The organism is Paenibacillus sp. ALJ109b (assembly GCF_010747435.1).
GTDB classification, from domain to species: Bacteria; Bacillota; Bacilli; order Paenibacillales; family Paenibacillaceae; genus Paenibacillus; species Paenibacillus taichungensis.
The window spans coordinates 137,239-150,900 of sequence record NZ_JAAIFP010000025.1 but is presented as its reverse complement, the minus strand read 5'-3'; the positions used below and the strand labels follow the sequence as shown (position 1 = coordinate 150,900).

Genomic DNA, 13,662 nt, shown 5'->3' with positions numbered 1-13,662 from the left:
TGATGATTCTGAACAGATTCGGGGATCGTATTTTCAAAATTATTGTGTATTTCATTCTTATTCTCGTATTACTGGTTACATTTCTTCCGTTTTGGAATATACTCGTTCTTTCATTGAACAGCGCGGAGGATACGGTAAGGGGCGGCGTTTACTTGTGGCCCAGGGACTTGACTTTGGATAGCTATCAGCAGATTTTGAAAGATAGCGAGATTTTAAACGGGCTGTGGGTAACCGTCAAACGAACGCTGATTGGCGCACCGCTATCGGTTCTCGTCATTACGATGCTTGCGTATCCGCTAAGTCGGCGGAATCTGGTTGGTCGCAAAGGCTGGAACCTGTACTTTATCTTTACCATGTATTTCAGTGGCGGGCTCATTCCGTTCTACATGGTGCTTAAGGCACTGAACATGATCGATACATTTTCGGTGTTCATTTTGCCAAGTTTGATGAATGTTTTCTATATGATTATTGTCCGTACCTTTATGGAACAGCTTCCCCATGAGATTGAAGAATCGGCGAGGGTGGATGGCGCTAACGATCTGACAATTTTCTTCCGGATTGTCATGCCGCTGACAACACCTGTACTTGCAACAGTGGGGCTTTTTCAAGCAATTGGGCATTGGAATGCCTGGTTTGATTCCTATGCGTTCACCTACAGCTCGGACCTGAAGACCTTACAAGCCGTGCTTGTCAAAATATTGAATCAATTTCAGACTGGCGGCATGATTTCACAAACGCAAATGCTGGCCAACTCGGCCAAACGAAATGCCGTTTCCAGCGATACCATTCGAATGGCTGCTACGATGGTAGCCACCTTACCAATCGTTATGGTGTATCCGTTCCTGCAAAAATACTTTGTTAAAGGCATGACTTTGGGAGCGGTGAAGAGTTAATCTATTCCATAATCCGGTTGCAGGAAAGGCTTGTCCGGTGGCCTCTCCTGAAAGGGGGTGGGCAAAGATCGTTTTGGAAATGCTCAATCAATCACTACAGGAATTTATTCATTGGGAGGAATTAGGGTGTCAATGACAAAGACAAAAAAATGGATGACCATGGGGATTACGGCTGCATTAGTCGTTGGTTTGCTTGCGGGCTGCTCCTCCAGTGATGGGGAGAACAATACAGCGGGAAAAGATGCGGAGCAAGGGCCGATTACGCTGTCCTGGTTTGATGGTAATACCAAAGGAGAGCCTTTTACCGATGCGGTTGCACAGGAAATTACCAAAAAGACAGGCATAGAGATTTCCATACAACAGCCAACGGGTAATCCAACGGAAAAACTGAGCCTGATGCTTGCCAGTGGTGACTATCCGGATGTGGTGGTCATGAGCCGGGGAGATGCTTCCCTCGATAAATATATTTCAAGCGGCGCATTCATTCCACTGGATGAGTTAATTGAAAAGTATGGTTCTGATCTGAAAGAAATGTACGGCGAAACTTTGACCAAAACACGATATTCAGACGGCAAAAACTACTATTTGGCAAATTGGTATGGACTCGACAGTGATCCGGTCTTCGGTATGCTGATGAGACAGAGTCTGTTGGAAGAGTTCCTTCCAGACAAAGCAGATGGTTCACAACCCCTCTCCACGGACGAGTTTGAAGCACTCCTGAAAAATTTTAAAGAAAAATACAACACGATTGATGGCAAAGAATCCATTCCCATGACGATGAACGGTGAAAACATGGGCGCAAATCTGGGCACATTCAAAGGCATGTGGGGTTTGAAAACGTATTATGACAACAACGGACGTCTGCAATATGATGTTAAGGACCCCAAATATCGCGAAATGCTGTTATATATGAATCGATTATATAGAGAAGGTCTGATTGAAAAGGAATTTGCGATTAGCAAAACGCAAACATGGATTCAAAAGCTGACGACTGGCGCGGTATTTGCTACCCCAGGTGCATATTGGGATCCAGGTAACGGTAATGCGGCCCTGAAGAAGGATGGCGGGGAAAAGAATCAGTTATTCGCATACAAAATTGTTGCTCCAGGAGTAGATCCGGCTCAAACCACATTTGGTCCAAGAAGCTCGCTTGGATGGGATGCAATCGCCATTACCAAAAACAACAAACACCCGGAAGAGACCATAAAGCTGTTTAATTACCTGGCGAGTGATGAAGGACAGCATTTGCTGCTGTGGGGTAAGGAAGGCGAACAATATACCATGGTGGATGGCAAGCGACAACCGGACCCTGCATTCCTGCAAAGCTTCAAGGATAACTGGGATGATACGGTTAAGAAAAGTGGCGTCCGCAAATGGTTATGGTTTGTCAAAAATGGTCTGGATCCAAATGGACAGCCGTATGACATGGCCGTTAAATTCCAACGCAGTGAAGTGGATGAACTGGCCCTCAAGAGTCTTGGTGATTCCGTATGGGATACAGCACAGTATGATAACCTGAACCCGGATGGGGGAACACCTCAAGCACTGACGGCCCAGAAGGTGAAGGATATTATGGATCAGAGCATTACGAGAGCCATTATTGCTCCAAGTGAAGCTGAAGCCAACTCCGTATTTGACAAGATGCTGGAGGATATGAAGAAGGCTGGCGATGAGAAAGTGGAAGATATCATTAACGAGAAATATGCTCAGCGTATGGAACTGTGGTCTTCCAAGTAATTGAAAAGCTACTTCTAAATAAGAGTGTCCCGGGTGATTGCCCGGGGCGCTTCTTATTTATGGACGCATTCTACAAGATGAGCTAAACCGTTGCTTTAACAATGGAGATGAAATCCCCTGCTACCGTAGAGATCTTGCCAACCTGACCAGACAGTATATATTGCTCACCAGAAGAAACTGTGCATAATGCCCCTTCTGCCCAAGGGATATAGAAGGTTAGGCAAGTACCAGCTTCGCTCTCAATCTCGATCCAATCCGTCTCCCCATCCACAAAAGCCGCACTGACAAGGAAGCCACCCACGGCACGGAGGGTGTGGAACTCTGCCTTCTGTCCATTAGGCCAGTTGGGAAAGAAACGCAGGTTTCCATTATAACTTTGAAGAAGGCATTCATTGATAACGGCAGGCAGGGAGAAATTTTCGAACCAGATACCCATCCGGGACATGAAATCGAAGTTCTCCGTGTCAGCATAGCGACCACCGCTCATGAGGACCCGATCTGTGCAAGTGCCGTTTGGTAGCAGACAATACTGGATTTGACGTTTGAAGCGTTCCAAATCCAACACGCCAAGCCGGGCTCCGGCAAGATGATAGAATACTAGTTCATTCCCACCTTCGTTGCGGTGATTAAGGTAGGAGTTCACTGCGGTCTGGTATTCCTCCTCTGGCGAATGAAGCCCGTGCTCTTCACCTGGAAATACGGTCGTAATAGGAATGGGGACGTTATACACCACATCAGGATCCTCACCCTCCACCGACACAAAGACTGGACCGTTGCGGGATTCGGCTGTGGGATAAGAAGGGAAATGGCTCAAAATCTCTTTTACTTTCTCTAGCAGATCCTGCTCGGATTCCATCCTTTCAAGAACATCGCAAGCCTGGGTGAACGCATTGAACAGAAATCGCGTTAGTGTAAGGTCAATCAGGCAGTCTTTGTTTTTGGCAAAGCCGGGTGAAATCTCATATAGCTCCGGCACCACCGTCGGAAAAATGTGATAATTACCATCTCCCCAGCGTTCACCCTGTGCTTCAGGACGATTCATGTAATCGACCATGAATAGCACGGCTTCCTTCATGGGTTGAAATGCACGATCACGCAGGAACGTCTCGTCCATGGAATACAGATAGTGCCACCATAGACTTTGTACGGTCCAAGGTGTCTCACAGATTTCCCATCCCCAGTGCGGGACAGGGTAGGGCATCATGGACATTTCAACAGGATAAGCTGAGTGGGGGAAGTAAGCACCGTTCAGTCCGTAATAATCACGTGCCCACGCTCGGCTGACGGGAAGTACATGATCAACCATATCCACGTAGGGAAGATGTTTGTCGAGATGATTGCTGGAGAATGCGAGCCAGAATGGCTGCTGTGTGTTGTAATTCATGTGGTAATCCCCATGCCAGTCTGCACCGATGGTACGATAGCTCCAGTTGGCGAATAGACCTGGACAGGTAACGCCCTCTTTCACGGCACAATTAAAAAAGTACAGATTGTGGTACCAGATACGCTCCAGAAATTCATCTTCCAGTGCGACGGAGGAGCGGCTCCAATAATCACGCCACATGGCATTGGATTCTTCCTTAGCTTGACTTAAAAAAGATAGTTCTGGCGGGTGGACCTCATTATTCAGTTCGCTATAAAGGCCTTCCCAGAGCTCTGCGCAGGCCAAAAAGCCATGTAAAGGTTCTCCCAGAGGAGAGCCGTTGACTGCGGGCTTCTGATGATGCAAAGCATGTTCTTTCATTGCAGTTAATTCAGACGAGCGAACAGCGAGCCGGAAAGCTCTATCTTTTTCATGTGTAGTATAGGGCACAGCGGGATGCTCCACGTGCGGCAAAATTTGCGTAAATGACTGTCTACCCGTAATTTCGCTGGTTACGACTGTTGCTTGGGGAAATTCAGGCGGTGTTTCAGGATCGGGAATCAGCTTGATCTCCTCGAATAAGGAAATCAGAGCACCCGTCGCGGTATCACTTACCTTCATCCAGACCCGGTCGTGCTCTCCTTCTACAAAGAGTTCGAATACAGCAGGTTCGCCATCGATCAGGAAATCAATTGTGCAAAGGCCATTGGCAATATCCATTGTATGGCCGATGACTTCGGCCTTTCGCCGATCATACCGCAGCAGCAGTGACCCGCAGGGCATGGGCTTGGGATAAGCTTTGCTGTAATTTTGGCCAGCCATCTCACAATATTGTTTGTACCACGGATGATCCGTTAATTGCGGCAAATCTGCTGGCAGTGCAGCGAATCTGTCATATACCTCTTGGAAAGTCATGAGCTCTTCACGGTGTTCTTCGGCGAGACGAATATCCCATACATTGTTGTGTCCAAAATGGAGCATTACAGCGTCAGGGCGGGTTGTTACGACAATACCCAGTCCTCCATTGCCCAGTAGTGCGCCTTCAAAAAAATCCGGTGCAGGACCATTGAAGCAAATGGGATGCTTCTTTGCACGTTCATAGCCTCTGTTCTTGTTTATCTCGTATCTTCTCTTCGGCTGCTTATCATTCTTCTGCACAAGTCGTCCTCCTCATGAAGTCATTGCGATGTACAGTTATTACTGTATCTGAACAGCAGTTTGCTGTATTTAGCAAGACGTCCATGATTTGCACGATCGTCAGATCAATTGGCGCACGATGATATGTACCTCTAGTCCCCAATTGTACCTTTCGGTGAAGGAGATGAAAGGTTAACATCGAGAAAAATGGAGTCGGAAAGGAAACTTCCAATGAATTTTGCTTCCTTGCATCCCTATGTATATTTGGCGACCCGATACCCTTTTGCGAAGGGACAGTCGAGTTCTCCGCGAGTTTGTTATACCAGCTCGATTTACTTGATCAGCGAAGGGTATGGGGTATTAAGTACAAATGGAAAGAGCAGCAGACTTGGTTCCGGTTCGCTGATCTATATTCCAGCAGGGCAACTGCATGAATGGGTGGCTGATTCGGATAACCCTATGGTTCACCTGTGTTGTTATTTTGATTGGCATTATGTGGAGCGAAAAGATGTATTTGATACGGCTTGTCCGGTCTGTTATCCACCAAAGGTGTTACAGCAAGCTTTTGTGGGCCCCACTTTTCCGTATGCGCTTAAAGAAATATCAAAGGTGGAATCTCTGCAGATTTGGCAGGATCTTTTCGAGGATTTTTATAAAAGCGGGGCATACACCAATGAGCAGAATTTTATGTGGAGTTTGATGATTCAGCGTAATTTCCAGACGTTTATCGACTATTTTCTGAACTGTTGCATGGGAAATGACCATGTAATCCCTGATCGCCGGATATCTCAAATGCTTAAAATGATGGAGCAGGACTTACTTCACGGAGCGCCCAAGCCACTGGATAGCTATTACAAAAGCCTCAATATGAGCCGTGGACATTTTTTTGAGCTGTTCAGGAAGTTTACAGGATACTCTCCCAGTAAATATATGAACCAATTTCGTATTGGACGGGCGAAGTACGATTTGCTTCACACCACATTAAGTATCACTCAAATTGCAGATAAATATCACTTTAGGTCGGTTCATTATTTCTCCCGCCTCTTTCATCAACTGACAGGTCAGGCTCCGCGCCAATATCGCTTAAGTCAATCCAACACTGCGGCCTCAAGCGCTCCATTGGAATGAACAGGCTTTTTTTGTCTACATATTCCCCCTTCATTGTTCAAATAATGATGGGACAGAACAAAGGAGGGAACGATGGATGAATAAGGCCGGGCGAAAAGGGTGGTCCAGCACCTGGAAATTCAAAATGTCAGTGGTACTTATAGGTACGATATTCATGGTTTACGTTGTAGGCCTCTCTGCCAGCAGTGCGGAACCACAGATTCCTTCAGGGCAAACGCCAGAGCAAATGTTAACGGAGCAGACCTCGATACAAGTACCTGGTTCAACTTCAGGTAAGATATCACCAACTCCGGCAGACAAATCGCAGCGTAAACGAATGGCGATCATCATTGATGATGCGGGGAATGACATGAAAGGGACTTCTGAAATTTTGGCGACCCCGGTTAAACTCACATTGGCCGTGATGCCATTCTTGCCAACGACGAAGAAAGATGCGATTGACGCACATGAAAAAGGAATGGATGTGATTGTTCACATGCCAATGGAGCCCAAAAAGGGTAGACCGGAATGGCTCGGTCCAGGAGCGATCACATCCAATCTGACGGATGAAGAAGTGCGTGAACGAGTGGAGAAAGCCATAGATGAAGTTCCTTATGCCGTCGGCATGAACAACCACATGGGTTCCAAAATTACGTCTGATAAACGCATCATGTCCATTGTATTGGATGTATGTCGAGAGCGTGGGTTGTTTTTTGTGGATAGCCGAACCAATTTTCGCTCTGTGGTAGGGGAATTGGCCATCACCAAAAACATGCCACCCGTCGGCAACGATATTTTTCTGGATGACCACAATTCCAAACAACAAATACGCAAGCAAATGGATTTGGCAGCCCAACGTGCTCTGGACAAAGATGTGTGTGTAGTAATCGGACATGTTGGCCATACCGGATTAAATACCTCTGCTGTCGTCCATGAATCCGTAGCTCGGCTCAAAGGTCAGATTGAGTTCGTCGGTATTAGCGACCTGGTCCGCGATGTGTGGCATTGGCAAGCTGAGCCTAAACTGCCGACAGATAATAAATAATACCATTAGCAATGGACTGTGCGATCCGTTTCTGTTCGCCGGGGTCGCTGATCATTGCGCGATCATGTGCATTGCTCAGAAATCCGGTTTCAACAATTACAGCAGGTTGTTTTACATGATTCAACAGGTAAAAGGGTTTGCCCCATACAACATCACGCTCCGACTCGTACAATTGATTAAGCTGATTCTGGATGGAACTTGCGAGCATGTAGCTTCGTCCTTCGTTCTGATGTAAAACAACCGGGCCTTGAGCAGATGATCTTGGACTCCAATTGGCATGGATGCTGACGACGATGTCGGTGCTGACCTCTTCGCTAAGGCTTTTGCGTTGAGCCAAATCCCTGCGATGGCGTGAGCGACTATTTAACCAGCGATTTTCGTCACTCAGTGCATAATCGCCGAGTCGGTTGATGATGACTGCATAACCCTTGCTGCGAAGCAGGAGATACACCTTTTGGCTAATGGCTAGATTGATGTCTTTTTCCAGTACGCCATGGTCTGTTGTTCCACCGTCAATGCCGCCATGACCAACGTCCAGAAGGATGACAGGTGCTGCAAACGCATGATGAGTGGAGTGATAGGCATCTCCATCGGTTACCGGCAGCATGGATGGGCTTATTGGCGATCGCTGTGAATGCAATGTAGGCAGGTCGGTCAGGGGGATGGAACTGATGCTGATTAGCAATGCCATCGATGCGGCCAGCAGTTTATACATGAGAATACACGCTCCTTCATGAAATAGGCATCTTATGCCATAAAGTGAGTGAATGGATACCTTTGGCATTAGACTGTGCATTCTTCTGTTTTTCATACTCTTTGCAGCAAAAAAAATGTTTATTGATGATCCCTTCTGCACACAATAGAGATAACAAAAGCCCCGGCTTTGCCGGAGCTAAGGGAGGCAGAGGTTATGGCCAAAAGTGATGAGCTGGTGAAATACATTACAGAGCGAGTCGTTCATTATATTGATACACCGAAGGATGAGCGTAAAGGACGCACCAAAGCCAAAGAGCCGTGGACAATGAAGTGGTTTGGAATGATTCCTTTTGCCGTATCTCTATGGGTTGGGAAAAAGGAAAAAGCGATGAATTCGCAGGGGGAAATGAAGAAACGAAGCTCTTCGGGTAAAGGGTGAATCAAGAACCAACGTAGGTAGTAGCTTCTTCCAAAGAAAAAGACGCATTCCTATGAAGAACTAGAGGAAGGCGTCTTATTTGTTGTATAGATCGGTCACGGTTTCACAGCATAGAAATGCCCGTCCCTCAGCAAGGTCTGGAGAGGTATAAATCGTCTTACCGAAGTATTCCCGCCAATAGCTACATATTGTTTTTGAACGGTTCCACGGTCGTCACGCCAGATCTGATAACCACTGACAGGCAAAGGCCCGCCATACAAGACATTTTGCTGATCTGCAGAGAAAACAATCTTTTTATGCTCTTTCCATTGCTGATTCAATGTCTTAACACCGCTGATCGAAAGTGCTTTGGACGTGATCCATAACAGATTGTCCGCGGGATCAAACAGAGGTTGCAGATCCATGGAGTCAACGGACAACGAGGAGACTTGTGATAAATCTTCAGGCGTCATCACGACAGCTTGTACAGATATTGACCTTATGGACTTCATTCGTTTCGTAGGCTGCCGTGAGTCCGTATCCAGTGCATTCAAAATACCTGTTGGCAAGGTATCCCCGTTGGTTGCGTCAATATAGATTGCATCATCGTTAGGCCTTTCCACTTTCCAATAAGCGAGCAGGGGAGGCGCATAACGTAATTGAAGCCCTCCTCCGTTAGTAATTAGCTCCTTCAAGTCCAGTTGCTGTCGATTCAGAGCTTGATCCAACAAGGAAGTGTTGTACGGCCGTTGTTCTCCCTGACCGTACTCGCCAAGTTGAAATTGTCCTTGATCGTTAGCTGAAATGATCATATAACCAACGGGTGACTCTCCAACATTAGCGTATACCAACCAGCTGCGTGTGCCTGGACCCAGGGGATAAAAATCCAATTGAGCATGATCCCAACGGTTCCCTTCATATTCAGTACTTAGAATGATGGCTTGCTCGCGAGCAAATTGTTGTACTGCATCAGGAGCCAGTGTGTCGGAATGAAGTTCCGCCGTACTTGTGGCCAATGTAGTGGGGAGTACGGACCTAAATGCATTTTGAATTCCAGCACCTTCAGCTTGCAATAAGGGGAGCAGGGTGATTACACATAGAAGGCACATTACAATTCCGGTTATTCGGCGAATCACGTTCCATCCCTTGTGGAAGGGTCGTTTCATGCTAACACCTACTTTTCTGGGGTACATATCCTGACAAAACGGAATCCATTTTCGCTGGGTGATCGTTTCTAGTTCCATTTTAGAGGACAGGTTATGCGAAGGTTGCTGCAACCTGTCGGGCTGTCACTCATGAATAAACACTACTTTTGCCGTCATTTGCGGGAAAAGTAGTGTCTTCGTCGTCTATCTTAAATGAAACATGCCGCTGCTTATCGCGGTAACCTTCACTTTGGGCTCGTATTGCCAAATCATCTCGGTACGGCGTGTCTCGTATTGCAGCTTCATGGCTTCCCGGTCCATGACCGCTTGGCGGGCTTTATCCTGTTCCGGGTCCGTTTCTGGTTCTGCCTGAACAGCAGCTTCAGCAGCGAGTTCGACATCTGATCCGATTGTCACACTAGTTGATTCAACGGGCTGCAGACGTGCATTCTGGATACGGGAAGGGGCGGGGCGGGAAGTCTGAATTTGGGCAGATGGACCGGCCCCTGCATGTTCCTGATCCGTTGAACTACCGTCTGTGTTGGAGGCAGAGCTTGAGTCTACGTCGACCTCAGGGGTATCCTCTCTAAGAACTGCTTCATAGTACGTATCCACAACAGCAAGTTCCAGATCAAGCCGTTCTTTGGCTTTCTCTGCCCAGCTATAGTCGAGTTCCAGCAAGCGGTTTGTCAAATGCGATTCCAGAGCTGCCCCAGCATCGGCTAGCGATACTTTGGCGGTCTGTATATGCATATTCTCAGCAAGCCTTGGGCTAAGGTCACGCCTGTTTAGCTTCGAGCCGAACTTCTCGACAATTTCCCCTGTTCTGAGGGAGATACCGATAAAATGAAGTTCCTCTTTTTTCAGATCACAGGCGAATTCCACTTTAAAACACACACCAAGCCATGGCTCGTAAACTGCTGGTGCGGTAGCACGCAATTGTCTTTTTGCAGCCTGTTCAAACAGGTTCACGAATGCGCCGCCTTCACGCGCTGCATTGAAGATCTGCTGCAACCTGCGGCTGCCATATACAACATCTTCTTTCAAAATCCGTCCGGGTCCCAGCTGAGGCAGAGAAGGGACAATACCGAAGTACCGACCTAGAATAGTCTCTTTGGGAGCCTCAGGGGTACCGAGACCGGCATCTGGTGAGGCTGGTGGAGCTAACTGTGCAGCTTTTGCTTCTTCAGCTTCTAACGCTTGCTGATAGGCATCCGGATCAAAGACGAATGTAAAGGACATCGTCTCGGCAGGTGCGCCGGTTCGCTCCACAAATCCCCAATAATACGGACGGTTGGTTAATGCCTTGTCGGCTTCAGGTGAAAGTTTTACCGTAACATGGGCAGGAGAACGCTCCATAATCTGACAATCAAGTGTTTCCAGGTAAGTGAGCACATATGCCTGCACTTCATGGGGTGACATGGTCATGATCAGAGGCCTCCTTTACGAATATCAAGCCCGGATACGGCCGGTGCCTCATCTGCGACTTCGCGCTGAATGGAGTTCAGCGATTGTCCAAGCGTATCCATTTTACGGCGGATATCTTCTTCGTTTTGTGATTCAAGCATGATTTTGTACAAACTTTTTTCGATCGATTCCTTCTTCTCCAGCCGCTCCAGAATGACATCCAATCCACCAATAACCATCTCGAACATATTGATCTTCTCATGAAGCAGATTCAGAATATGCTCCTCGATTGTGCCTGTCGTGGAAAGGTTGTAAATGTTCACATCATTCTGCTGTCCCAATCGGTGTACGCGACCGATCCGCTGCTCAACACGCATGGGATTCCAGGGCAGGTCGAAGTTAATCATGTGATGGCAAAATTGCAGGTTGATACCCTCACCGCCCGCCTCGGTTGCAATCATTGCCTGTACGCGGCCACGGAAGAGGTCCATCATCCAGTCTTTTTTACCCCGGTTCATGCCGCCCCGGTAGGGAACTGCGGTCAGGCCGTTGTTGCGAAAATAATTGAGCAAGTACTCCTGCGTGGCGCGGTATTCGGTGAATATAATAACCTTCTCATTCATGTCACGAACGAGTTCCATCGTTTTTTCCGCTTTGGTATTTTCCTTGATCGCTTTAATATGGGCAACGAGCTCCCAAATCTTATCCCGCAGTGGGGAGTCAAGTGGAAGCTTCTTCGACAGATTGACCAACGTCACAAACACGGCATCCCGGCTGCTGCATACTTCTCGCTGCAACGTCACCAGGGAAAGCATGCTGCTCAGGTTTCCGCCCGCTTCCTGGTACTGATCCTTCACAAAGGAAGTTACCCCATCGTAAAGGGCTTGTTCTTCAGGCGAAAGCTGCAAATTCACATTGGACACGTTCCGTTTGGTAAATTGAACAGGTCCTTCACCGCGACGGTTACGGATCATGACTTTGGACAACTCATCCTTGAGCTGCTCCTGATTTTTCGGAATGCGTTTGTCGACGACAAAGTTGGCTGCAAAATCACCCTGACGGCCAAGCTGTCCCGGCTTGAGCAGATTAATGAGGTTGAACAGCTCGCTCATGTCATTCTGTACCGGTGTAGCCGTAAGCAGCAGACAGTACTTTTTCCGCAATTTCAGCATGAATTGATAGTTCGTTGTTTTTTTATTTTTGAGTTTATGAGCCTCGTCTATAATAATCATGTCGTAATCTGTATTCAGCAGCATATCTTTATGCGGGTCACGCTTTGCTGTATCCATCGAGGCAACCACGATTTCGTTTTGCCAGGAATACGCCTTTTTCTGTGCAACGGCAGGGATGCCAAATTTGGAATTCAGCTCCCGAACCCATTGCAGTACAAGGGACGCAGGCACGAGAATGAGCACTTTGGATACGAGTCCACGAACCATATATTCTTTCAAAATCAGGCCAGCTTCAATCGTTTTGCCAAGTCCAACCTCATCGGCGAGAATGGCACGACCTGACATTTCAAACAGTACTCTGCGTGCAGTATCCATCTGGTGTGGAAGAGGAGTGAGTCCCTGTAAATGCTTCAGACATTGGATTTCATCAAAGTTGGGAATCAGATTCGTCTCTTCGGCTTGAATGCCAAGTTGAAAGAGTCTGTAATCGCCCCAAGGGCCGCCTTTATCGAGTCTGGATTCCAGTTGGGTGATCCAGCTGCGATCGAATTCAAGCGGAACGGGTAGTTCTGCTGCAGGTTGATTAATTTGATGCGGGTTTTTCCGGTTCATGGTGCTTCCTCCCCTGCCATTCGTGATGACGTTTATTCGTAGGTAATAGTATGGACGAATGAGAGGCAGTTCATAACCAACCTTGGAATAAGGGGTGATTTCAGTCAAGAAATCTGGAAGGGTTGTAAAATGATAGGTATTCACGTATGTTGATGAATAGTAACTTTACCTAAGTAGAGTGAGCATTGTATCTCATTATATATCCTGAATATAAAGGAGGAGAATCTGTTTATGCTTTCATTGATTTTTGATATGGATGGTACGTTATTTCAAACAGATCGGATATTGGAAACTTCGTTGCATGACACGTTTAATCATCTGAGGTCAAAGGGATTGTGGGAGCAGAATACGCCAATAGAAAAGTACCGTGAAATTATGGGAGTTCCTCTGCCCGTCGTCTGGGAGAATTTATTGCCCGGATACTCGGACCAGATCAGACAACAAGCAAATGAATGGTTTCATGAGAAGTTAATTGCGAATATCGAGGCAGGTCATGGTGCCCTGTACCCGTACGTAGAAGAGTTCTTTCAATACTGTAAAGAGAAGAATATACCGATATACATAGCGAGTAATGGACAAATCGAATACTTGAATGCCATCGTAACCTATTATCATTTGGATAAGTGGGTAACGGAAACATTCAGCATACAGCAGATTTCATCACAAAATAAGTCTGATCTCGTACGCTACATCGTGGAGAAATATAAGATCACTCATGGGATGGTAATCGGGGATCGATTGTCTGACATTAAGGCGGCGAAGGATAATGATTTAATTTCCATTGGGTGTAATTTTGACTTTGCTCAAGCCGATGAATTAGCTCAGGCGGATCGGGTTATTGATAGCATCGAGGAGTTGAAGACTGTAATCGGTTTACTGTAAATGGATGCAACAAAAAAGCGGCCTATGTGGCCGCTTTATTATTTATTT

Annotated in this window: 11 protein-coding genes; 6 read left to right on the top strand and 5 right to left on the bottom strand. The window is 46.9% G+C overall.

What is annotated here, in order from left to right:
- Window positions 1-2: 2 nt before the first annotated feature.
- Together G3352_RS22875 and G3352_RS22870 are read left to right on the top strand one after the other, a co-directional pair.
- Entirely contained in the window at window positions 3-893 is an 891-nt protein-coding gene (locus tag G3352_RS22875; RefSeq protein ID WP_076289391.1) for a carbohydrate ABC transporter permease, read from the top strand.
- A 132-nt stretch (window positions 894-1,025) separates the two neighbouring features.
- Window positions 1,026-2,630: an extracellular solute-binding protein gene (locus G3352_RS22870; RefSeq protein ID WP_163760295.1), complete on the top strand. Its 1,605-nt coding sequence runs from the start codon at window positions 1,026-1,028 to the stop codon at window positions 2,628-2,630.
- An 82-nt stretch (window positions 2,631-2,712) separates the two neighbouring features.
- On the opposite strand, the gene G3352_RS22865 is transcribed toward G3352_RS22870, so the two are convergent.
- Window positions 2,713-5,151 (bottom strand): glycosyl hydrolase family 95 catalytic domain-containing protein, encoded by a 2,439-nt coding sequence (locus G3352_RS22865; protein WP_163760292.1) that lies wholly within the window; start codon window positions 5,149-5,151, stop codon window positions 2,713-2,715.
- A 210-nt stretch (window positions 5,152-5,361) separates the two neighbouring features.
- Between G3352_RS22865 and G3352_RS22860 the strand changes: the two genes are divergently transcribed.
- The gene (locus G3352_RS22860; protein ID WP_163760289.1) at window positions 5,362-6,258 is read left to right on the top strand and encodes an AraC family transcriptional regulator; all 897 of its coding nucleotides are present in this window, start codon (window positions 5,362-5,364) and stop codon (window positions 6,256-6,258) included.
- A gap of 76 nt (window positions 6,259-6,334) precedes the next feature.
- Window positions 6,335-7,282, top strand: coding sequence for a divergent polysaccharide deacetylase family protein (locus G3352_RS22855; RefSeq protein ID WP_240343187.1), 948 nt, complete (start codon window positions 6,335-6,337; stop codon window positions 7,280-7,282).
- Here G3352_RS22855 and G3352_RS22850 read toward each other — a convergent pair.
- On the bottom strand, window positions 7,257-7,997 hold the full coding sequence (locus G3352_RS22850) for an N-acetylmuramoyl-L-alanine amidase family protein (protein ID WP_163760286.1): 741 nt from the start codon (window positions 7,995-7,997) through the stop codon (window positions 7,257-7,259). The genes G3352_RS22855 and G3352_RS22850 overlap by 26 nt on opposite strands.
- A gap of 195 nt (window positions 7,998-8,192) precedes the next feature.
- On the opposite strand from G3352_RS22850, the gene G3352_RS22845 reads away from it, so the two are divergent.
- Window positions 8,193-8,417, top strand: a complete 225-nt coding sequence (locus G3352_RS22845) for a YqzE family protein (RefSeq protein WP_163760283.1) — start codon at window positions 8,193-8,195, stop codon at window positions 8,415-8,417.
- A gap of 95 nt (window positions 8,418-8,512) precedes the next feature.
- Here the strand turns inward: G3352_RS22845 and G3352_RS22840 are convergent, their stop codons facing one another.
- From G3352_RS22840 to G3352_RS22830, 3 genes are all read right to left on the bottom strand, one after another.
- Window positions 8,513-9,412 (bottom strand): hypothetical protein, encoded by a 900-nt coding sequence (locus G3352_RS22840; protein WP_163760281.1) that lies wholly within the window; start codon window positions 9,410-9,412, stop codon window positions 8,513-8,515.
- A 333-nt stretch (window positions 9,413-9,745) separates the two neighbouring features.
- Window positions 9,746-10,969: a YqhG family protein gene (locus G3352_RS22835; RefSeq protein ID WP_163760278.1), complete on the bottom strand. Its 1,224-nt coding sequence runs from the start codon at window positions 10,967-10,969 to the stop codon at window positions 9,746-9,748.
- Window positions 10,970-10,971: 2 nt separating this feature from the next.
- A complete protein-coding gene (locus G3352_RS22830; RefSeq protein WP_163760275.1) occupies window positions 10,972-12,732 on the bottom strand; it encodes a DEAD/DEAH box helicase in 1,761 nt (586 codons plus the stop codon).
- 231 nt (window positions 12,733-12,963) lie between these two features.
- Here G3352_RS22830 and G3352_RS22825 point away from each other — a divergent pair, with 231 nt between their 5' ends.
- Window positions 12,964-13,614 carry an HAD-IA family hydrolase gene (locus G3352_RS22825; protein WP_163760272.1) on the top strand — a complete coding sequence of 217 codons (651 nt, stop codon included), beginning with the start codon at window positions 12,964-12,966 and terminating at the stop codon, window positions 13,612-13,614.
- The last annotated feature ends 48 nt before the right edge of the window (window positions 13,615-13,662 follow it).